This window comes from Pseudonocardia sp. (assembly GCF_025465255.1).
Lineage (GTDB): Bacteria > Actinomycetota > Actinomycetes > Mycobacteriales > Pseudonocardiaceae > Pseudonocardia.
This window is the reverse complement of the sequence record NZ_JAODNI010000244.1, coordinates 1-19,659: the sequence shown is the minus strand read 5'-3', so window position 1 is coordinate 19,659 and position 19,659 is coordinate 1. Positions and strand designations below refer to the sequence as shown.

General features: G+C 74.5%; 20 protein-coding genes and 1 pseudogene. 12 read left to right on the top strand and 9 right to left on the bottom strand.

The window, feature by feature from the left end; translation table 11 throughout:
• Positions 1 to 35: 35 nt before the first annotated feature.
• Together JWP64_RS30305 and JWP64_RS30300 are read left to right on the top strand one after the other, a co-directional pair.
• Positions 36 to 500: a GNAT family N-acetyltransferase gene (locus JWP64_RS30305; protein WP_297503773.1), complete on the top strand. Its 465-nt coding sequence runs from the start codon at positions 36 to 38 to the stop codon at positions 498 to 500.
• Between the two features lie 98 nt (positions 501 to 598).
• Entirely contained in the window at positions 599 to 1,045 is a 447-nt protein-coding gene (locus JWP64_RS30300) for a lipopolysaccharide assembly protein LapA domain-containing protein (RefSeq protein ID WP_297503770.1), read from the top strand.
• A 32-nt stretch (positions 1,046 to 1,077) separates the two neighbouring features.
• Here JWP64_RS30300 and JWP64_RS30295 read toward each other — a convergent pair whose 3' ends face one another.
• From JWP64_RS30295 to yaaA, 3 genes and pseudogenes are all read right to left on the bottom strand, one after another.
• On the bottom strand, positions 1,078 to 2,457 hold the full coding sequence (locus JWP64_RS30295) for a DEAD/DEAH box helicase (RefSeq protein WP_297503768.1): 1,380 nt from the start codon (positions 2,455 to 2,457) through the stop codon (positions 1,078 to 1,080).
• A gap of 426 nt (positions 2,458 to 2,883) precedes the next feature.
• Positions 2,884 to 3,618: pseudogene (locus JWP64_RS30290) on the bottom strand (RIO1 family regulatory kinase/ATPase); the annotation flags it as partial.
• 20 nt (positions 3,619 to 3,638) lie between these two features.
• Entirely contained in the window at positions 3,639 to 4,388 is a 750-nt protein-coding gene (yaaA, locus tag JWP64_RS30285; protein ID WP_297503764.1) for a peroxide stress protein YaaA, read from the bottom strand.
• Positions 4,389 to 4,479: 91 nt separating this feature from the next.
• Here yaaA and JWP64_RS31780 point away from each other — a divergent pair, with 91 nt between their 5' ends.
• The 3 genes from JWP64_RS31780 to JWP64_RS30275 all read left to right on the top strand — a co-directional run bounded on the left by JWP64_RS31780 (position 4,480) and on the right by JWP64_RS30275 (position 7,130).
• Positions 4,480 to 4,554: a putative leader peptide gene (locus tag JWP64_RS31780; protein WP_366890865.1), complete on the top strand. Its 75-nt coding sequence runs from the start codon at positions 4,480 to 4,482 to the stop codon at positions 4,552 to 4,554.
• A 99-nt stretch (positions 4,555 to 4,653) separates the two neighbouring features.
• A complete protein-coding gene (locus JWP64_RS30280) occupies positions 4,654 to 5,964 on the top strand; it encodes a bifunctional o-acetylhomoserine/o-acetylserine sulfhydrylase (RefSeq protein ID WP_297503761.1) in 1,311 nt (436 codons plus the stop codon).
• Positions 5,961 to 7,130: a homoserine O-acetyltransferase gene (locus JWP64_RS30275; RefSeq protein WP_297503758.1), complete on the top strand. Its 1,170-nt coding sequence runs from the start codon at positions 5,961 to 5,963 to the stop codon at positions 7,128 to 7,130. The genes JWP64_RS30280 and JWP64_RS30275 overlap by 4 nt, the downstream gene beginning before the upstream one ends.
• Before the next feature lie 4 nt (positions 7,131 to 7,134).
• Here the strand turns inward: JWP64_RS30275 and JWP64_RS30270 are convergent, their stop codons facing one another.
• Positions 7,135 to 7,569, bottom strand: a complete 435-nt coding sequence (locus JWP64_RS30270) for a PPOX class F420-dependent oxidoreductase (protein WP_297503756.1) — start codon at positions 7,567 to 7,569, stop codon at positions 7,135 to 7,137.
• 84 nt (positions 7,570 to 7,653) lie between these two features.
• On the opposite strand from JWP64_RS30270, the gene JWP64_RS30265 reads away from it, so the two are divergent.
• Together JWP64_RS30265 and JWP64_RS30260 are read left to right on the top strand one after the other, a co-directional pair.
• Positions 7,654 to 9,399, top strand: coding sequence for a proline--tRNA ligase (locus JWP64_RS30265; protein ID WP_297503753.1), 1,746 nt, complete (start codon positions 7,654 to 7,656; stop codon positions 9,397 to 9,399).
• Between the two features lie 312 nt (positions 9,400 to 9,711).
• On the top strand, positions 9,712 to 11,067 hold the full coding sequence (locus tag JWP64_RS30260; protein ID WP_297503751.1) for an FAD-dependent oxidoreductase: 1,356 nt from the start codon (positions 9,712 to 9,714) through the stop codon (positions 11,065 to 11,067).
• 19 nt (positions 11,068 to 11,086) lie between these two features.
• On the opposite strand, the gene JWP64_RS30255 is transcribed toward JWP64_RS30260, so the two are convergent.
• The 3 genes from JWP64_RS30255 to JWP64_RS30245 all read right to left on the bottom strand — a co-directional run bounded on the left by JWP64_RS30255 (position 11,087) and on the right by JWP64_RS30245 (position 14,724).
• Positions 11,087 to 12,841, bottom strand: coding sequence for a serine/threonine-protein kinase (locus tag JWP64_RS30255; protein WP_297503749.1), 1,755 nt, complete (start codon positions 12,839 to 12,841; stop codon positions 11,087 to 11,089).
• 145 nt (positions 12,842 to 12,986) lie between these two features.
• Positions 12,987 to 14,204 (bottom strand): hypothetical protein, encoded by a 1,218-nt coding sequence (locus tag JWP64_RS30250; RefSeq protein WP_297503747.1) that lies wholly within the window; start codon positions 14,202 to 14,204, stop codon positions 12,987 to 12,989.
• Positions 14,205 to 14,313: 109 nt separating this feature from the next.
• Positions 14,314 to 14,724, bottom strand: coding sequence for a YjbQ family protein (locus tag JWP64_RS30245; RefSeq protein WP_297503745.1), 411 nt, complete (start codon positions 14,722 to 14,724; stop codon positions 14,314 to 14,316).
• A gap of 22 nt (positions 14,725 to 14,746) precedes the next feature.
• Between JWP64_RS30245 and JWP64_RS30240 the strand changes: the two genes are divergently transcribed.
• Positions 14,747 to 15,763 (top strand): aminotransferase, encoded by a 1,017-nt coding sequence (locus JWP64_RS30240; RefSeq protein WP_297503743.1) that lies wholly within the window; start codon positions 14,747 to 14,749, stop codon positions 15,761 to 15,763.
• A 7-nt stretch (positions 15,764 to 15,770) separates the two neighbouring features.
• Here the strand turns inward: JWP64_RS30240 and JWP64_RS30235 are convergent, their stop codons facing one another.
• Together JWP64_RS30235 and JWP64_RS30230 are read right to left on the bottom strand one after the other, a co-directional pair.
• Positions 15,771 to 16,238 carry a ferritin-like domain-containing protein gene (locus JWP64_RS30235; RefSeq protein ID WP_297503741.1) on the bottom strand — a complete coding sequence of 156 codons (468 nt, stop codon included), beginning with the start codon at positions 16,236 to 16,238 and terminating at the stop codon, positions 15,771 to 15,773.
• A complete protein-coding gene (locus JWP64_RS30230) occupies positions 16,235 to 16,711 on the bottom strand; it encodes a hypothetical protein (RefSeq protein WP_297503739.1) in 477 nt (158 codons plus the stop codon). The genes JWP64_RS30235 and JWP64_RS30230 overlap by 4 nt, the downstream gene beginning before the upstream one ends.
• A gap of 236 nt (positions 16,712 to 16,947) precedes the next feature.
• Here JWP64_RS30230 and rimP point away from each other — a divergent pair, with 236 nt between their 5' ends.
• The 4 genes from rimP to JWP64_RS30210 all read left to right on the top strand — a co-directional run.
• Positions 16,948 to 17,532, top strand: coding sequence for a ribosome maturation factor RimP (gene rimP / locus JWP64_RS30225; protein WP_297503737.1), 585 nt, complete (start codon positions 16,948 to 16,950; stop codon positions 17,530 to 17,532).
• Complete coding sequence (nusA, locus tag JWP64_RS30220; protein ID WP_297503735.1) at positions 17,529 to 18,611, top strand: transcription termination factor NusA; 1,083 nt, start codon at positions 17,529 to 17,531, stop codon at positions 18,609 to 18,611. Before rimP ends, nusA begins: the two co-directional genes overlap by 4 nt.
• An 83-nt stretch (positions 18,612 to 18,694) precedes the next feature.
• Positions 18,695 to 19,015, top strand: coding sequence for a YlxR family protein (locus JWP64_RS30215; RefSeq protein ID WP_297503733.1), 321 nt, complete (start codon positions 18,695 to 18,697; stop codon positions 19,013 to 19,015).
• A 94-nt stretch (positions 19,016 to 19,109) separates the two neighbouring features.
• Positions 19,110 to 19,659: translation initiation factor IF-2 N-terminal domain-containing protein (locus JWP64_RS30210; RefSeq protein WP_297503731.1), on the top strand; the 550-nt coding region annotated here is incomplete at its 3' end.

The following is a 19,659-nucleotide window of genomic DNA, read 5'->3' as shown; positions in this document are numbered from 1 at the left end:
ACGCGCGGTGGACGCGGTCTGGTAGTCACTGGGGCATGAGCGGCGAGACGACGGCGGCGACGGTACGTCGCTCCTGGGCCCTGGACCTCGACGCGCGGACGCTCTACGAGCTGCTGCGCCTGCGGGTCGACGTGTTCGTGGTGGAACAGGCCTGCCCCTACGGCGAGCTCGACGGCCGGGACCTCGAGGACCGCGCCCGGCACTACTGGCTCACCGGGCCGGGGGAGCCGGAGCCGATCCTCGGCTGCGTGCGGCTGCTGAAGGAGCCGGACGGCGGCTACCGGATCGGCCGGCTGTGCACCTCGCGGGACGCCCGCGGCCGCGGCCTGGGGCGGCAGCTGATGCAGGCGGCGCTGGCGGAGGTCGGGGACGGCGCGTGCATCCTCGACGCGCAGGAGCACCTGGCCGAGTTCTACCGGGAGTTCGGGTTCGAGGCGACGGGCCCGGCGTACGACTGGGACGGCGTCGCCCACCTGCCGATGCGGCGCCCGTCCCGCTGACGGGTGACGCGCCGCGCGGGGTGACGGGCGGCGTGGTGCGTCATACTCCGCCCGACGTCCGCGGCGCGGGGCCGCGCACGGAGAGGGGCGAGGACGCGATGAGTGACGACCGGGTCAGCACGAACGGCACGGGAGCGACGCCGTCCCCCGGACCGACCTTCGAGGAGCCCGGGCCCAGCGGCGACGTGCCCGGCGGCGACGTGTCCGGCGGCTCGACCGTCGCGATCCCGGACGGGACGACCGGCCCCACGCCGACCCCCGCCCCGCCGGCGCGCCCGGTGGAGCCGATCGGCCGGACGCGGACCAGCGGGCTGTGGGTCGGGCTGATCCTCTCGACCCTGGTCCTGATCTTCCTGCTGATCTTCATCCTGCAGAACCTGAACCCGGTGGAGATCCACTTCCTGGGCGCGGTCGGGGCCCTGCCGACGGGCGTCGCGATGCTGTTCGCGGCCGTCGCGGGGATCCTGCTGGTCGCGATCCCGGGCAGCGCACGGATCCTGCAGCTGCGCCGGGCCGCGAAGAAGGGCGCCCGCCGGGCCCGGTAGGACCCGACGGACGCCCTCGCGTCGTTCTGCTGCTAGGCGGCGCGTCGGCGGCCGCCGCGGCCGCCACCGCCGCCCACGGACCCGCGGCCCTGGCTGCTGCTGTAGCCGCCCTGGCCCTGGCCGCCGCCGGAGCTGCGGCCGCGGCCGCCACTACGACGACCGCCGCCGGCCCGCGGCTGCTGCGCAGGCTTGGGGGCCTCGGGCACCGGGATCCCGCTCGGGGTCCGGGCGCCGAACACGTCGGCGAGGACCGGCGAGCCGACCACCCCGTCGTTGATCGTGGGCCGGACACCGGCCTGGCGCATCATCGTGTCCACCTCGCGGCGCTCCGGCGGCGTCACCAGGGTGACGACGATGCCGTCCTCGCCGCCGCGGGCCGTGCGGCCCGCGCGGTGCAGGTAGTCCTTCGGGTCCGCCGGCGGGTCCACGTGCACGACCAGGCCGACGTCGTCGACGTGGATGCCGCGGGCCGCGACGTCCGTGGCGACGAGGACCGGCACGCTGCCGTCCTTGAACGCGTCGATCGCGCGGTTGCGGGCGTTCTGTGCCTTGCCGCCGTGCAGCGCGCTGGCGTCGATGCCGTCCCGGCGCATCTGCCGGACGAGACGGTCCGCGCCGTGCTTGGTGCGCACGAACATGATCGTCTTGCCGTCCCGGGCGGCGAGCTGGTGCAGCACCGGGTTCTTGGAGTCCCGGTCCACGAGCAGCACGTGGTGGTCCATGGTCTCCACCGGCGCGGCGGCCGAGGCGACGGCGCGGGTCACCGGGTCGTGCAGGTAGCGCTCGACCAGGGTGGCGACCTCGTTGTCCAGCGTCGCGGAGAACAGCAGCCGCTGCCCGTCGGTCGGGGTCTGGTCCAGGATCCGCCGGACCTGGGGCAGGAAGCCCATGTCCGACATCCGGTCCGCCTCGTCGATCGCGGTGACCTCGACGGCGGACAGGTCCGCGGTGCCCTGGCCGATGTGGTCGGTGAGCCGGCCCGGCGTGGCGACGAGCAGGTCGATGCCGCGGCGCAGCTCCGAGATCTGCCGGTTCATCGACATACCGCCGACGACGGACGCCACGGTCAGGTTCAACGCCTTGGCGAACGGGTTCAGCGCGTCCATCACCTGCTGCGACAGCTCGCGGGTGGGGACGAGGACGAGGCCGCGCGGGCGCCGGGGCTCGGCGCGGCTGCCGGCGAGGCGGGCGAGCAGCGCGAGACCGAACGCGAGGGTCTTGCCGGAGCCGGTCTGGCCGCGACCCAGCAGGTCACGCCCGCGGATGGTCTCGGGCAGGGTCGCGGCCTGGATGGCGCGCGGCTCGGTGAAGCCCTCCGCGACCAGCGCGCGGAGCATCGGCTCGGGCAGCCCGAGCTCGGCGAAGGTGGGCATGCCGGACTCGGGGACGGTCCAGAGGACCTCCACCGGCATGGAGTCGATCGCGGAGTTGCGGCGAGGAGCCGATCCGCGGGAGGAGCCGCCGCCGCTGCTGCGGGGACGGCCGTTGGGGCTGCCACCCCCACGGCGGGGACGGCGGGCAGGACGGGACGGGACAGTCAAGGAGACCTCCGGGACGTGGCACGTCTGCCGGAGCGGCCACGCGCCGTGCGGCGCGGGATGGTCTCGGGACGGGCCCGGGCGCTGGGTGCGCGCCCGTAACGGGTACTGCGGTCGGTGGGGCTCGGCGGCAACGAAAGGCCGGGCGCTCGTAGATCACACTACCGGAGGCGCCCTCCGCACCGGAGAGTGACGCCCGGTCACCCGCCCGCAGGCAGGCCCCGGCAGACGGTTCGACGCGCCGGGCCGCCCCGCGGACGCGCGGTGACACCGCGGGGCCGCCCGGCGCGTCTGTGCCGGTCAGGGGCCGATCCCGGCCTCCTGGCGGAGGTCGCCGAGGAGCGCCTCGGCGCTGCCGGATCCGGGCAGACCACGTGCGGTGAACCACTCGGTGATCCGGAGCACGTCACGCCCCAGGAACTCCGGGCCCTGCGGATTGCCGACGACGTCGACCACCTGCGGCAGGTCGATCAGGACCAGGGGTCCGTCGTCGACGAGCAGGTTGTACGCCGAGAGGTCCCCGTGCGCCCAGCCCCGGCGGGCGAGCGCGCGCAGTGCCTCGGTCAGCTGCTCCCACAGACCCCGCAGTGCGTCGGGCTCCGGGCGGAGCTGCGCGAGCCGCGGTGCCGCCGCGCCGTCCGGCGTCCCGACGAACTCGAGCAGCAGCTCCGTCCCGTGCAGCTGCACGGGATAGGGGACGGGCGCGCCCGCCGCCCAGAGCGTGCCGAGCGCCTCGAACTCGGCCCGCGCCCACTGCCCGGCCAACAACTGCCTGCCGAACGCCGTGCGCGACGCCATCGCACGGGTCTCCCGGGAGTGCCGCACCCGGCGGCCCTCGGTGTAGCCGGCGTCGCGGTGGAACATCCGGTGCTCCGCGGTGCGGTACCGCCTGGCGGCGAGCAGCACCTGCTCGCCGGTGTCCGGGACGCCGCGCTCGAGCAGGTGGACGTCCGCCTCCTTGCCCGTCTTGAGCACGCCGAGATCGGTGTCGACGGCGGCGTGCGCGGTGATCACCCAGGCCGGCTCCCGCACGGGGCGCCGGCGTCGCCACCGAATTACGCGGGGAGGACCAGGTCCAGGTGGGTCTCGCCGGTGCGCTCGACCGCGTGCCCTGCCCGGCGGGCGAGGCGGGCCACCGCGGACGCGTCCACCGGCTCGGCGCGGGTGGACGCGAGGAGCCGGGCCAGGCCGCCCTTGTGGGACTTGTTGTGGTGGCTGACGACGCTGCGCGAACCGTCCGCGCGCTCCGCCAGGACGTTCACCGTGACGGCGCCGGGGACGCGGGCGAGCGTCGCGTACGAGCCGGACCGCAGGTCGACGACGAGCTGTTCGGCCGCGATCGCGGCGAGCACCGGTTCGAGCACGGGCTTCCAGCGGGCGGCCAGCGTCGAGCTCCCGGGCAGTGACGAGCCCGCCGACAGCCGGTAGGCGGGTACCGGGTCGTCCGCCCGCAGCAGGCCGAACAGCGCGGAGCCGACGGCGAGCCGCTCCCGCGCCCGGCCCGCCGACGCGCCCCGCAGCGACGTGACGTCCAGGGCGTCGTAGAGCACGCCGGTGTAGCGGGTGATCGCCGGCATGGTCGGCGACGTCCACAGCTCGGCGTTGCGGGCGATCTCGTCGTCCTGCCGGGCGGAGAGGCCGAGCGCGGCGCGGCTGGCCTCGACGTCCGCGGCGAGGGCCACCACCTCGTCGACCAGCTCCTTGCGCACCGCGTCCAGCTCGGGACACGACAGCGCCGCGAGGTCGAGCGGCGGGCCGTCGCGGTTGGTCCGCTTGGTCTCCGAGGGCGGAAGCAGAACGAGCACGCGGCCACGCTAGCCAGGCCCGGCGGCGGGGCCGCCGCCCGGTCAGGTGGCGCTGTTGTGCCACGTGTGACGGCACCGTTACGGTCGCAGCGTGATTCGTCTCGTGACCCGTCGACACGTCGACCTCATGCGCGTCACGAGCGCGTCCTGTCGTTCCGGCCGCTGACCTCGCGCTCGAACATCCGCCCGGCGCCCGCGCCGCTCGCGCCCAGCGATCCCATCCCGGCCGGCCCGTACCGGGCCGCCTCCCGCTCAGGAGAGCAGCATGACCGAGACAGACCCCACCGCAGCCTGGTCCTTCGAGACCAAGCAGGTCCACGCGGGCGCCACGTCCGACCCGACGACCGGTGCCCGGGCGACCCCGATCTACCAGACCACGTCGTACACCTTCCGGGACACCGAGCACGCGGCGAACCTCTTCGGCCTCGCCGAGCTCGGCAACATCTACACCCGGATCATGAACCCGACCCAGGACGTCCTGGAGCAGCGCGTCGCCGCGCTCGAGGGCGGGATCGGGGCGGTGGCCGTCGCCTCCGGGCAGGCGGCGCAGACGCTGGCGATCCTGAACCTCGCCGAGTCGGGTGACCACTTCGTCTCCAGCGCCTCCCTCTACGGCGGCACGTACAACCTGTTCCACTACACGCTGCCGAAGATGGGCATCGACGTCACGTTCGTCGACGACCCCGACAACCTCGACGAGTGGCGCGCCGCGGTGCGGCCGAACACCAAGCTGTTCTACGCCGAGACGATCGGCAACCCGCGCAGCAACGTCCTCGACATCGCCCCGATCGCGGACCTCGCCCACGAGAACGGCGTGCCGCTGGTCGTGGACAACACCGTCCCGACGCCCTACCTGATCCGTCCGTTCGAGCACGGCGCGGACATCGTGGTGCACTCGGCCACCAAGTTCCTCGGCGGCCACGGCACCAGCATCGGCGGCGTCGTCGTGGACTCCGGCAACTTCGACTGGGGCGCGCAGGCCGCGAAGTACCCGGGTCTGACCACGCCGGACCCGAGCTACCACGGCCTCAACTACTGGGAGGCGCTCGGCCCGCAGGCGTTCCTGATCAAGTTCCGGGTGCAGCTGCTGCGCGACCTCGGCCCGGCGATCGCCCCGTTCAACAGCTTCCTGCTGATCCAGGGCATCGAGACACTGTCCCTGCGCATCGAGCGGCACGTGCAGAACGCGCTGGCCGTCGCCGAGTGGCTGGAGGCCCGGGACGAGGTGGAGAAGGTCTACTACGCCGCCCTCCCGTCCAGCCCGTGGCACGCGCTGCAGCAGAAGTACTCGCCCAAGGGCGCCGGCGCGATCGTCGCGTTCGACATCCGCGGCGGCGTCGAGGCCGGCCGGAGGTTCGTGGACGCGCTGGAGCTGCACAGCCACCTCGCCAACATCGGCGACGTGCGCAGCCTGGTGATCCACCCGGCGAGCACCACGCACAGCCAGCTCTCCGGCGAGGAGCAGCTGGCGACGGGCGTTGGCCCGGGCCTCATCCGGCTCTCGGTCGGCCTCGAGGGCGTCGAGGACATCAAGGCGGACCTCGACGCGGGATTCCGGGCGGCCAAGGGCGCGTGAGCACGGACATCACCACCTCGGCGGACCCGGCCGTCCGCCCTCCCGCCAGCGGTGCCTGGCGGGAGGGGGACGACCCGGGCCGCCGGCTCTTCCTCGACCTCGAAGGCCCGCTGCGCCTGGAGGCCGGGGGCGAGCTGCCGCAGGTCCGGCTGGCGTACGAGACGTGGGGCGACCTCCGGGTCGACGCCGCGGGCCGCAGCAACGCGGTGCTGGTCCTGCACGCGCTCACCGGCGACAGCCACGTCGCCGGCCCCCTCGGCCCGGGCCACAAGAGCCCGGGCTGGTGGGACGCCCTGATCGGGCCGGGCCGCGCGCTCGACACGGACCGCTGGTTCGTGGTCGCGCCGAACGTCGTCGGCGGCTGCCAGGGCACGACCGGCCCCGCCTCGACCGGCCCGGACGGGCGGACGTGGGGTGGCCGGTTCCCTTTCGTCACCGCGCGGGACTCCGTGCGCGCCGAGACCGTGCTGGCCGACGCCCTCGGGGTGGATCGGTGGGCGCTCGTCGTCGGCGGCTCGATGGGCGGCATGCGGGCGCTCGAGTGGGCCGCCACGGAGCCGGAGCGGGTGGAGCGGCTGCTCCTGCTCGCCTCCCCGGCCGCCGCGTCGGCGGACCAGATCGCCTGGGCCGCACCGCAGCTCGCCGCGATCCGCGCGGACCCGGGCTGGCGGGGCGGCGACTACCACGACCTGCCCGACGGCGCGGGGCCGCACGCGGGCCTCGGCGTCGCCCGGCGGATCGCGCACCTGAGCTACCGCAGCGGCTACGAGCTGGGCACCCGGTTCGGCCGGGACCCCCAGGACGGCGAGGACCCGCTGCACGGCGGCCGCTACGCCGTCGAGTCCTACCTGGACCACCACGCCGAGAAGCTGGTCCGCCGCTTCGACGCGGCGTCGTACGTGCGGCTCACGGAACTGATGAACGCCCACGACGTGGGCCGTGGCCGAGGCGGCGTCGCGGCCGGGCTCGCCCGGGTGACGGCGCGGACGATCGTGGGCGGGGTCAGCTCGGACCGGATCTACCCGCTGGAGCAGCAGGCGGAGCTGGCCGCGGGCATCCCGAACGCCGCCGAGCTGCGCGTGATCGACTCCCCGTACGGCCACGACGGCTTCCTGATCGAGACGGGCGCGGTGGCGGCGATGGTGGCGGAGCTCCTGAAGGACTGAGCGGCTACCGGATCCGTTCTCCGTAGACCTTCTCCACGGCCATCGCCATCAGCACCCGACGCTCCGCGACCATGACGGCGCGGTACTCGTCCCAGTCCGGGTGCTCGCCCGCGGCGTTGCGGTAGTAGTCGACCAGCGCCTGCACCTCGGGGGAGTCCGGATCGGTGCTCGGGCCGGTCAGGGTGGCGGTGCCCTCGGCGGTGGCCCACGCCCAGCCGTCCGGGCTGGTGACCTCGATGCTCGCCCGCGGGTCCCGCCGCAGGTTCGCGGTCTTGGCGCGACCCTCGGTCATGGAGACGTAGACGATCCCGGCCTCGCGGTCGTAGAACGGGGTGACCGGGGAGAGCTGTGGGCGGCCGTCGGACTTGATGGTGGCGAGGACGCCGAGGCGCGCCTCGGCGATCAGTGCATGCAGGTCGATCCCTGTGGCGGCGGTCATACCGGTCCCAACCGGGGCGCGGCGCGACCGTATTCCACCAACCGGGATGAAGCGGTCCGAGGGCGCGTGGCTACCCTTCTCCGGGTGTTGACCAGGATGTCGTCGCTGTTCCTCCGCACCCTCCGCGAGGACCCGGCCGACGCGGAGGTGCCCAGCCACAAGCTGTTGGTCCGCGCCGGCTACGTCCGCCGTGTCGCCCCGGGTGTCTACTCCTGGCTGCCGCTCGGGCTGAAGGTGCTCCGCCGCGTCGAGCAGATCGTGCGCGAGGAGATGGACGCGATGGGCGCCCAGGAGATCCAGCTCCCCGCGCTGCTGCCCCGCGAGCCCTACGAGGCGACCGGCCGCTGGACCGAGTACGGGCCGAGCCTGTTCCGGTTGAAGGACCGCAAGGGCAACGACTACCTGTTGGGCCCGACCCACGAGGAGCTGTTCACGCAGGTCGTGAAGGGCGAGTACTCCTCGTACAAGGACTACCCGGTCACGCTGTACCAGATCCAGAACAAGTACCGGGACGAGGAGCGGCCCCGCGCCGGCATCCTGCGCGGCCGCGAGTTCCGGATGAAGGACTCGTACTCGTTCGACCTCACGGACGAGGGGCTGGCCGAGTCCTACACCCGGCACCGCGACGCCTACATCCGCATCTTCGACCGGCTCGCCCTGGACTACGTGATCGTCTCGGCCATGTCGGGGGCGATGGGCGGCTCGGCGTCCGAGGAGTTCCTGGCGATCACCGAGACCGGTGAGGACACGTTCGTCCGCGGGCCCGGCGGCTACGCCGCGAACGTCGAGGCCGTCACGACGCCCGCGCCGCCCGCGCAGCCGGTCGAGGACAAGCCCGCGGCGCAGGTGCACCACACGCCCAACACCCCGACGATCGAGGCCCTGGTGACGTTCCTGAACGGTGCGGGCCTCGGCCGGGAGTTCACCGCCGCGGACACGTTGAAGAACGTGCTGCTCAAGATCCGCCGGCCGGGTGCCGTGGACTGGGAGCTGCTCGGCGTCGGAGTCCCCGGGGACCGCGAGGTCGACCTCAAGCGCGTCGAGGCCGTGGTGCACCCCGCCGAGGTCGCGCTGCTCGACGAGGCGGACTTCGCGCGGAACGCCTTCCTGGTCAAGGGCTACATCGGGCCGGGCGCGCTCGCGGCCAACGGCGTCCGGTACCTGGTCGACCCGCGGATCGTCACGGGGACGGCGTGGGTGACGGGAGCAGACAAGGCGGACCACCACGTCGTCGACCTCGTCGCGGGGCGGGACTTCGCCCCGGACGGCACGATCGAGGCCGCCGAGGTGCGCGCCGGCGACCCGTCGCCGGACGGCCAGGGCGTGCTCGAGGCGGCCCGCGGCATCGAGATCGGGCACATCTTCCAGCTCGGCCGCAAGTTCGCGGACGCGTTCGGGCTCGACGCGCTGGGCCCGGACTCGAAGCCCGTCCGCATCACGATGGGCTCCTACGGCATCGGCGTCTCCCGGCTCGTCGCCGCGGTCGCGGAGCAGAGCCACGACGACTCCGGGCTGATCTGGCCCCGCTCGGTCACCCCGTTCGACGTACACGTGGTCGTCGCGGGGAAGAACGCGGAGCTGATCGAGGGCGGCGAGGTCCTGGCCCGCGAGCTGGAGGCCGCTGGCCTGTCCGTGATCCTGGACGACCGCAAGGCGTCGCCGGGCGTGAAGTTCGCCGACGCGGAGCTGATCGGCGTCCCCACGATCGTCGTCGTGGGCCGGGGCCTGGCGAACGGTGTCATCGAACTCAAGGACCGCCGCAGCGGCGAGCGGATCGAGATCCCGCGCGAGGGCGCCGCGGAGCACCTCGTGGGCGTCGTCCGCGGCTGACGCCACTGTGCGCGGAAATCGTCGCCAGGGCGACGGTTTCCGCGAGCAGCAGGAGCGGCAGCAGCTGGGCCGCCGTGACGGCGCTCGTCGACCACCACGGCCGAGGGCGTCCCGCTGACGATCACGCTCACGGTCACCGACGGGGCCGCCCCGCTGGCCGGGGCGGCCGTCTACCTCTGGCACTGCGATTCGACGCGGGCTACACGGCCACCCTCGCGGTCGGGGTGTGACGCACCCGATCCGGCACTAGTTAGGTAAGCCTTCCTTCAACTCGGTACGGTCGGACGTGATCGGACGAGGGAAGGAATCGGCATGGTGCGGACGCTGCGGGTGGCGGTGATCGGGGCGGGCCCGGCCGGGATCTACGCCACGGACACCCTGATGAAGTCCGGGACGCCCTGCACGGTGGATGTGTTCGACCGGCTGCCCGCCCCGTTCGGCCTGATCCGCTACGGCGTGGCGCCGGACCACCCGCGCATCAAGCAGATCGTCCACGCGCTGCACCGGGTGCTGGACCGGCCCGGCGTGCGGCTGTTCGGCAACGTCGCCTACGGGCGCGACGTGACGCTCGCCGACGTCCGCGCGCTCTACGACGCGGTGATCGTCGCGACCGGCTGCGAGAAGGACCGGGGCCTGGACATCCCCGGCGTCGACCTGCCCGGGAGCCACGGCGCGGCCGAGTTCGTGCAGTGGTTCGACGGGCACCCCGACGCCCCGCGGGACTGGCGCCTCGACGCCGAGCAGGTCGCGGTGATCGGCGCCGGGAACGTCGCGCTGGACGTCGCGCGGGTGCTGGCTAAGTCCGCCGGGGACATGCTGACCACCGAGATCCCGGACAACGTCCACCGTGGCCTCGCCACGAACCGCGCCACCGACGTCCACCTGTTCGCCCGCCGCGGCCTGGCCCAGGCGAAGTTCACGCCGATGGAGCTGCGCGAGCTCGACCACGTGCCGGGCGTCGAGCTCGTCGTGGATCCGGAGGACGTCGAGCTCGACGAGGGCTCGGTGGCGGCGCTGCGGGAGAGCCGGCAGCAGCAGATGGTGGTCCGGACGGTGCAGGACTGGGCACTGCGCGACCGCCGGCCGGCCTCGGACCCGGCCCGGGCCCGCCTGCACCTGCACTTCCTGCGGGCGCCCGTCGCCGTGCTCGGGGACGGCAGGGTGACCGGCCTGCGCACCGAGCGGACGGAGCTCACCGGGACCGGGTCGGTGCGCGGCACCGGCGAGTTCACCGACTTCCCGGTCCAGGCCGTCTACCGGGCCGTCGGCTACCTCGGTTCGCCTCTCCCCGAGCTGCCGTTCGACCACGCGGCCGGGGTGGTCCCGCACGACGCGGGGCGGGTCCTGGACCTCGACGGGCAGCAGGTCCCGGGCGTCTACGCGGTGGGCTGGATCAAGCGCGGGCCGGTCGGGCTGATCGGGCACACCAAGGGCTGCGCCCTCGAGACCGTCGGCAGCCTGCTGGAGGATCTGGATGCGCTCCCGCCGGCCCCGGTGCCGGACCCGTCCGCGATCGTCGAGCTGCTCACCGAGCGCGGCGTCGAGTACACGACCTGGGACGGCTGGCTGCGGCTGGACAAGCACGAGCGCGGCCTGGGCGAGGACCGGGGCCGCGAGCGGATCAAGGTCGTCCCGCGCGAGGAGATGGTGGCCGTCGCCCGCGGCTGACACCCCGCACGAGGAGGCGTCAGCGGCCGGCCACCGTGAAGTCGTTGCCCTGCCACCAGCGGTAGAGGGTGGAGGTGTCGCCGTCGTCGCGGCGGAGGTAGCCGAACGCGAGTGCCTCGTTGTCCGTCCAGAACAGGTAGGCGGCGCCCGTCGCGGCGTCCTTGTAGCAGCCGACGCGCCCGCCGAGCTTCTCGTTGCGCGTGTACGTCGTGGCCTGCGAGCCGCCGTCGCGGCACACCGTGAGCTCGCCCTTCTCCACGGTCGGGACCTTCGCCGCCGTCGCGGCCGCGGTGAACCCGCCGTCGAGGGCGCTCTGCTGGGAGTAGCGGCTGAACGTCGCGCCGTTCGGGCCGTCGCTCGGGCCGTTCTCGCAGGCCAGGTACGCCGTCGCGCCGATGTTGCGGGCGGCCGGGTCGTCCGCGCCGCAGGTCGTGGCCGTGAAGCCGACGGGCAGGTCCGCGATCAACTGGTCCGTCGACGGTCCGGGGTCCCCGGTCGCCGGAGGCACGCTCGCGACGGTCTGCGGGACGACCGGCGGCCGGGTCGTGCTGGTGCTCGGCGTCTCCCTGCCACCTCCGCTCCCGCTCAGCGCGTAGGCGGCCGCGCCGGCGCCTCCGAACACGACGAGGGCCGCGACCACCGCCGCGATCGTCCTGCCGCGCTTCCCCTTCCTCCCGGGCGGAGGACCCGTCGGCGGGACGGGCGCGTAGCCCGGGCCCGCGGGCGGCGCACCCGGGTTCGGCCCGTTCGCCCGGCCCTGCTGCGCCCTCGGGTATCCGGATCCGTAGCCGGGGTCGCCGAACCCGGCGGGGACGCCGACGAACGTCTCCGGGCCGGTCCGGGGCATGGGCGCCCCGGTCCCGAAGGTCGACGTCCTGGCGTCGCCGGTGGTGTCGGGCGGCGCAGCGCCCGGCACCGCCTGCGAGCCGACGGCCGCCCGGGCCGCGGCGGCGAGCGCGCCGGCCGTCGGGTAGCGGTCGTCCGGGTTCTTCGCCATGCCGCGGGCGATCACCTGGTCCAGCGCGGTCGGCACGTCCGGCCGGGTGCTCGAGGCGGGCGGCGGCTCCACGGTGAGATGGGCGTGCATGAGGGTCGCCAGGTCCCCGTCGAAGGGCTGGCGGCCGGTGAGGGACTGGTACAGGACGCAGGCCAGCGCGTACACGTCGACCCGGCGGTCCGCGGTGGTCCCGCGGAAGCGCTCGGGCGCGAGATAGGCGAGCGAGCCGGGCACCGTGCCGGTGCGCGTCAGGGTGGACTCGTCCTCCGCGGTGTCGGAGACGGAGCTGGCGATCCCGAAGTCGAAGAGGTAGGCGAAGACCGCGCCCGGGTCCACCTCGTCGCCCGACACGCCCGCCAGCAGGATGTTCGACGGTTTGACGTCCCGGTGCACCATCCCCTCGGCGTGCGCGGCGTCGAGCGCGCTCGCGACCTGGGAGATGACCGCCACGGCCGCGGCGGGGGAGAGCGGGCCGTGGTCGCGCAGCCAGGAGCCGAGGTCCGCGCCCTCGACGAGGCGCATGTCGAGGTAGAGCCGGCCGTCGATCTCACCGAAGCGGTGTATCGGGACGATGTGCGGTTCGCGGAGCTTCGCGGCGGCCCGGCACTCGCGGCGGAACCGTTCGAGGTACTCGGCGTCCGACGCGAGGTGGGGCGGCAGCACCTTCAGCGCGACCTCGCGGTCCGTCTCGGTGTCGAAGGCCCGGTAGACCTCGCCCATCCCGCCGCGACCGAGCAGCTCCTCGATCGTGTACGGGCCGAACGTCGTGCCCTGCACCCTGTCCCCGTCTCCCCCGTAAATCGCCACACCCGGCCGCCCACGGTAGCCGCGCGGCCCGGCCGGGCACAGGACCCGAGATCGGACCGTCATCTCGCCCCGACCTGAGGATCTTCAGAACCCGGCGGCCCGCGTCAGCATGTGATCACCCGGGCAGCGCCGCGCTGGCGGCGATCAGGTCCATCTCCTCCCGCGGCGGCAGGGGCGGGGTCGCCGGGCCGCCCGCGGTGTCCACGCCGGAGGTGAGCAGCGCGGTCCCGGCCTGCCCGCCGGCCGTCGTGGGGACGGCGAGGACGAGGACGAGACCCTCGGTCCCGAGGCAGCCGTCGTCGGACGGGGGCGTGGCGCGCACCTCCACCAGGCTCCCGGTGGTCTCGGCATCACCGGGGCCGGGCACCTGCACCGGCGTCGTCGAGACGACCGTGACCGTCGGCTCCCGGCCGGACGTCCCGGTGTAGGACTGCGTGGCGATCCGGGTCGCGAACTGCGTGGCGAGCTGGGCGGGGTCGCCGCGGTCGGAGACAAGCGCGCTGGACGCGGAGCCGCGGATGTACCCGTCGCCGCGGCAGGTGTAGGACGGGGCGTCCGCGCGACCCTCGAACCCGACCCCGAGCGCGAACGGTCCGCCGGCCGGGTCGGCTGTCCAGCCCTGGGGCACGGAGTAGGTCAGGAACGGGGTGGTGATCGGCTGGTACGACGCCGGGATCGCCGGGCGGTAGCTGCCGAGGTTGCCCCGGACGAGCACGATGCCCGCCGCGACGACGGCCCCCACGACGACGAGCGCGAAGGCCACGAGCGCGAGCGCGCGGCCCCGGCGCTTCGGCGGGGGTGCGGTGAGGCCCGCGGGAGCGTCCCGGGGGTCGCGCGGCCCCGCAGCGGCCCACTGCGGACCGGGTGGGGCCCAGGGTTGCCCCGGCCCGGGCGGGGAACCGGGCCCGGCCCACTGCTGCCCTGGGTACTGCGGGGCGGACACCTGCTGCTCCGGTGCCCGGCCTGCCCACGGCGGGCCGGGCGATCCCGGGTCGGGCGATTGCAGACCGGCCGGGGGAGCGCTCCAGGGCCGGCTGCCCCACTGCGCCGGCGGACCCCACTGCTGCTGCCCCGGGTCCGCCTGCGGACCACCCCACGGTGCCGACGGGTACGGGTCGCCGACCCAGGTCTCGTCCGCCCGCGGCGCGGCGGGCTGCCCGACGTGGCCGGGCGCGGCCGGGTACCGCTGTCCGGGGTACCGGGGGACGGAGCCGCCGGGGTCGGCGTCCCGGTCCTCGGTCCGGTCGGCCGAGGTGGGCTCGGGGGACACGCGCCCGTTCTCGCGTGGTTCCTGCGGGCTCGAGTCGTCGTCCGGGGCCCCGGGAGTGCTCACGAGCGGAGACTATCGCGGAGGGGGCGGATCGATCGGCCGATCGAGGGAGGTCGTCGGGCCGGCTGCCGGTGGCCGGCGGTACTCGCCGACGCCGGAGGACGCGCGGGTCCTAGCCCTGCAGGAACGACAGCCGGACGCTCCGCACCGAGTTGTCGACGTTCGTGTCCACCAGGCACACGGACTGCCACGTCCCCAGCGCGAGCTTCCCGCCCAGCACCGGCACGCTCGTCGACGGCGGGATGAACGCGGGCAGGACGTGGTCCCGGCCGTGGCCGGGGCTGCCGTGCCGGTGCCTCCAGCGGTCGTCGGCCGGGAGGAGGTCCTTGAGCGCGGCGAGCAGGTCCGTGTCGCTCCCCGCGCCCGTCTCGATCACCGCGATGCCGGCGGTCGCGTGCGGGACCCAGACGTTGAGCAGGCCGTCACCGCCCCCGGCGCCGCGCAGGAAGTCGTCGATCGGGGAGGTCAGGTCGACGACCCGCTCCTCGCCCCCGGTCCGGATCTCGATCAGCTCGCTGTGCACCCCCGGAGCCTAGGCTGACCCCGTGCGCGAGGCCTTCGGCGAACGGTTCGACGTCCCTGCCAGCTATCTGAACACCGCGAGCGTCGGGGTTCCACCCGCGCCGGTCGCGGATGCCATGGAACGGGCGGTGCGGGAATGGCGGACCGGGTCCGCCACGGCGCCGAGCTACGACGACCCCACGGACCGCGCCCGCGCGGCGTGGGCCCGGCTCGTCGGCGTCCCGGCGGACCGGGTCGCGATCGGCGCCGCCGTGTCCCCGCTGGTGGGGTTGGTCGCGGCGGCGGCGCCGGACGGCACCCGGGTGGGCGTCTGCGAGGGCGAGTTCACGAGCGTCAGCTATCCCTTCGCCGTGCAGGGCCGCGGCGTCACCGTCACCGAGGTCCCCCTCGACGAGCTGGGCGCGCGGGCCGCGGAGTTCGACGTCGTCGCGACGAGCGTCGTCCAGTCCCTCGACGGCCGGCTCGCCGACCTCGACGCCCTGGAGCGGGCCCGCGGCCGCGGCACCAGGGTGGTCCTGGACGTCACCCAGTCCGGGTGGCTGCCGACGCGGCTGGACTGGGCGGACGTCGTCGTCGGCGCGGGCTACAAGTGGCTGATGTCCCCGCGCGGGACGGCGTGGATGGCCGTCCACCCGTCCCTGGAACTCACCCCGCACGCGGCGGGCTGGTACGCGGCCGCGGACCGGTGGGGCAGCACGTCCGGGCTGCCGCCGCGGCTCGCGCCGGACGCCCGGGCGCTGGACACGTCACCGGCCTGGATGTGCCAGGCCGGGGCCGCCGTCGCGCTGGAGTGGGTCGCCGGGCTGGACCTCGAGCTCGTCGCGAAGCACTGCACCGGGCTCGCCGACGCGTTCCGGGCCGGGCTGGGCCTGGAGCCTGCGGGCTCGGCGATCACGCACGTGCGCGTGCCCGGGGCGGCCGAGCGGCTCGCCGCCGCCGGGATCACCGCGACCGACCGCGGCGGCGGGGCCCGGCTGTCCTTCCACCTCTACAACGACATGTCCGACGTCGAACGGGCCCTGGCGGCGCTCAGCGGGTGACGGGCGCTCAGCGGGTGACGCCGGGGAACGGCGGGATCACCGGCGTGGTGCCCGTCGCGATCCGCCAGCGGGCACTCCGCGTGGTGCCCTCGACCAACGACTTCAGGCCCGCCGCCCGCAGTTGCGGCTCCTCGGTGTGCTCGAGGACCGAGCGCCAGGCCGCCATCGCGTCGTCCTCCGCGGCGACGGCGAGACGGCCCGCGCTGAGCGCGTCGGTCACCGGCTGCGGGCTCGTGTAGGCGGGCTGCGCGGAGACCGGGCGGGCGCCGAGCTCGGTGAGGGTCTGCTCGATCTGCGAGCGCAGCGTCCGGTGCGCCTCGATGTCGTCGCGGGCCTGGGCCGCCTGGTCCGACGGGACGAACGCGAGGACCAGCGTGTAGGACCACAGCGCCGCGTGCTCGGCGGAGAGCGCGCCCTGCAGCGCGGTGATCGCCTCGTCGCTGATGGGGGACTCCTGCTGCCGGGGGGCGCTCACGTCAGCACCGCCGCGTACGTCGTGCAGCAGGCGGTGATCGCCGCGACGAGCCCCACCCGCTCGACCGCGATGCCGCCGACGAGCCCCTGCGCCTCCCGGGCCGCGTCCTCGATCGCGGTCCGGACGGCGGGGAGGTCGGCGGTCCGTGGCGCGGTCGGCGGCGCGGTGGAGGGGCGGGCCTGCGGGTCGAGCCGCTGGATCTCGCGGTCGAGCGCCGAGGCGTGGTCCGTTCGGGCGGAGCGCAGCGGGTCGAGCCGCTCGGTCAGCTCGGGGTCCGCCGCGATCGCGGCGGCGATCACGGCCGTGTCCGCGCGGGCCCGTCGGGCGAGCGCGATCAGCGGGTCCGGGCCGTCGGATCCGGTGCCCGTGGTGGTGCAGGCGACCAGTGCGGGGGAGACCGTCACCGCCGCCGCACCCGCCGCCGCGAGCGCGAACAGCCTTCGTCGGCTCAGCGTCGGACGGGGGACGTTCACGGACCGGCATCCTGCCAGGCGGCCGATCACGGGCCGCCACCCGCGCGGGCGACGGGGCCCGGGGTGTGGCGCGATACCCTGGACGGCCCGTCCGGCCCGACGCGTCTCGGTCTCCGATCGTCTCGGCCCTGATCGTCCGGCCTGACGGGAGCAGGGGTGCCGGCATGCCGGTGCCGACCGTGACGGCGACGACAGAGCGCGACCCGCCGAGGAACCGACCGCGAGGAGCGACCGCGATGCCCAGTCCAGGCCCCGAGCAGCTCACCGAGCTGCTGCGCGGTGTGCTGGAGCCCGTCGTTGCCGGCGCAGGCTACGAGCTCGACGAGCTCGACGTGCGTTCGGCGGGCCGGCGGCACACCGTCAAGGTCGTCGTGGACGTTCCGGAGCACGGCAAGGACGGGTCGGACGCCGTGGGTCTGGACGCCATCGCGGAGGTGAGCCGCACCGTCGCCGCCGAGCTCGACGGACACGAGCACCTGATCGAGGGCTCCTACACGCTCGAGGTCACCTCGCCCGGTGTCGACCGCCCGCTCACCCGTCCGCTGCACTGGCGGCGGGCGAGGCTGCGGCTGGTCCGCGTCACCCTCGCCGGTGGCGGCACCCAGGACGTCCGCGTCGGCGAGGCGGGCCCGGACTCCGTCACCGTCGTCGACGCGGGCGCGAAGAAGCCCGAACGCCGCACGCTGCGCTACGCCGACGTCGCGAACGCCGTCGTGCAGGTCGAGTTCCGCCCGCCGCCCGCGGCCGAGACCACCCTGCTGGCGCCCCCTTCCGACACCGACGACGGCGTGGCCGAGCACGACCCCCAGGAGCTCTCATGAACGTCGACATCGCCGCGCTCCGCGCGATCGAGCGCGACAAGGACATCCCGTTCGACATGGTCATCGAGGCCATCGAGACGGCGCTGATCACCGCCTACCGGCACACCGACGGCCACCAGCCGCACGCACGCGTCGACATCGACCGCAAGTCGGGCCTCGTCCGCGTCATGGCCCAGGAGATGGCCGAGGACGGCTCCGTGGCCCAGGAGTGGGACGACACCCCCGAGGGCTTCGGCCGCATCGCGGCCACCACGGCCCGCCAGGTGATCGTGCAGCGGCTGCGGGACGCCGAGCACGAGCGCACCTACGGCGAGTACTCCACCAAGGAGGGCGAGATCGTCGCCGGGGTGATCTCGCGCGACGCCCGCGCGAACGCCCGCGGAGTGGTCGTCGTGGCCCTGGGACAGACCGAGGGCGTGCTGCCGCAGGCCGAGCAGGTCCCCGGGGAGAAGTACGTGCACGGCGAGCGCATCCGCTGCTACGTGGTGGGCGTGACGCGCGGAATGCGCGGTACCCAGATCACGTTGTCACGGACACACCCCAACCTCGTGCGCAAGCTGTTCGCGCTCGAGGTACCGGAGCTCGTCGACGGCTCGGTGGAGATCATGTCGATCGCCCGCGAGGCCGGCCACCGGTCCAAGATCGCGGTCCGCTCGACCGTGCCCGGGGTCAACCCCAAGGGCGCCTGCATCGGGCCGATGGGCCAGCGGGTGCGCAACGTGATGAGCGAGCTCGCTGGGGAGAAGATCGACATCATCGACTGGGACGAGGACCCGGCGACGTTCGTCGGGAACGCGCTCTCGCCGTCGAAGGTGGTGTCCGTCACCGTGGTCGACGCCAAGACCCGCACCGCCCGCGTCGTCGTCCCGGACTTCCAGCTCTCCCTCGCCATCGGCAAGGAGGGGCAGAACGCCCGGCTCGCGGCCCGGCTGACCGGCTGGCGGATCGACATCCGCAGTGATGCCGACCCGCGCAACGCCGCCCTGACCGCGGACGGCGAGGAGGTCGACGCCGACGTCGAGCCGGACGCCGACGTGGCGGAGATCGCGCGGCCGTCGGGGACGGAGTCGGTCGGCTGACCCGCGACGCGCTACACTCAGGTCCGGCCCGTCACCAGGGGTCGGTTCCCGTACGTTCCGGTTCGGATCCCGTCCGTACCTGTGTGGGATGCCGCTCCCGGGAGCTGGCCACCGGTCTGTTGCGAGTCGTCGCGGTGAACGGGGCCCTGGTCCCGGACCCGCGGGGAAGACTCCCCGGCCGAGGTGCCTGGCTGCACCCCGTGCCGGAGTGTCTGGACCGTGCGGAGCGGAGATCGGCCTTCCCGAGGGCGTTGCGCGTCCCCGGGCGGCTGGACACCGCCCCGCTACGGAGGTTCCTGCAGGAACGCGCTGCGGGGAACGACGGCACGGGATCGGAAACGGCACGAGGGGTTCGGGAAGCGCCCGGGCCCGTCATTCACGGAAGCAAGGTCGACCCGTCATGAGCCAGTCGTGAAGATCGCACCATGAACGTGCATCGACTTTAGGTTCGAGGTCGAGCGGGAGTTGCCGCCGGCCTCTTCGAGTACAAGGAGAGCAGTGGCAGGCAAGGCCCGCGTTCACGAGCTTGCGAAAGAGCTCGGACTCAGCAGTAAGCAGGTCCTCAGCAAGCTGCAGGACCTCGGGGAGTACGTGAAGTCCCCCTCCTCCACCGTCGAGGCCCCCGTCGCGCGCAAGTTGCGTGACTCGGTCTCCGGCGGTGGTAACGGCAGCGCCGGCAACGGTGGCGGCGACGGTAACCGTCGTGCCCCCGGCGGCGCGCGCCCCGGCCCCCGTCCCTCGGGTGGCTCGACCCCCGGTCCCTCGGCCGTCCCCGGTCCGCCGCGTTCAGGCGGCATCCCCGGACCGTCCGCGGTGCCCGGACCCGGACCGCGTCCCGGCCCCCGGCCGCCCGCGGCCCCCTCGGCTCCTCCGGCACCGGCGGCTCCCGCCGCTCCGGCGGCCTCGTCCGCTCCGGCGGCCTCGTCCGCTCCGGCGGCGGCCCCGGCCGAGCGTCAGCAGCGGCCCGAGCAGCGGCCGGGCTCCGGCCCGCGCCCGGGTGCGCCCGGACCCCGTCCGGGTCCGCAGCCGGCGCGGCAGCAGCCCGTGG

Bases quoted from the DNA above. Each gene is read 5' to 3' on its own strand.
- JWP64_RS30305 (WP_297503773.1), top strand. From the start codon at position 36: ATGAGCGGCGAGACGACGGCGGCGACGGTACGTCGCTCCTGGGCCCTG.
- JWP64_RS30300 (WP_297503770.1), top strand. From the start codon at position 599: ATGAGTGACGACCGGGTCAGCACGAACGGCACGGGAGCGACGCCGTCC.
- JWP64_RS30295 (WP_297503768.1), bottom strand. From the start codon at position 2,457: ATGCCGGTGGAGGTCCTCTGGACCGTCCCCGAGTCCGGCATGCCCACC.
- JWP64_RS30280 (WP_297503761.1), top strand. From the start codon at position 4,654: ATGACCGAGACAGACCCCACCGCAGCCTGGTCCTTCGAGACCAAGCAG.
- JWP64_RS30270 (WP_297503756.1), bottom strand. From the start codon at position 7,569: ATGACCGCCGCCACAGGGATCGACCTGCATGCACTGATCGCCGAGGCG.
- JWP64_RS30260 (WP_297503751.1), top strand. From the start codon at position 9,712: ATGGTGCGGACGCTGCGGGTGGCGGTGATCGGGGCGGGCCCGGCCGGG.
- rimP (WP_297503737.1), top strand. From the start codon at position 16,948: ATGCCCAGTCCAGGCCCCGAGCAGCTCACCGAGCTGCTGCGCGGTGTG.
- nusA (WP_297503735.1), top strand. From the start codon at position 17,529: ATGAACGTCGACATCGCCGCGCTCCGCGCGATCGAGCGCGACAAGGAC.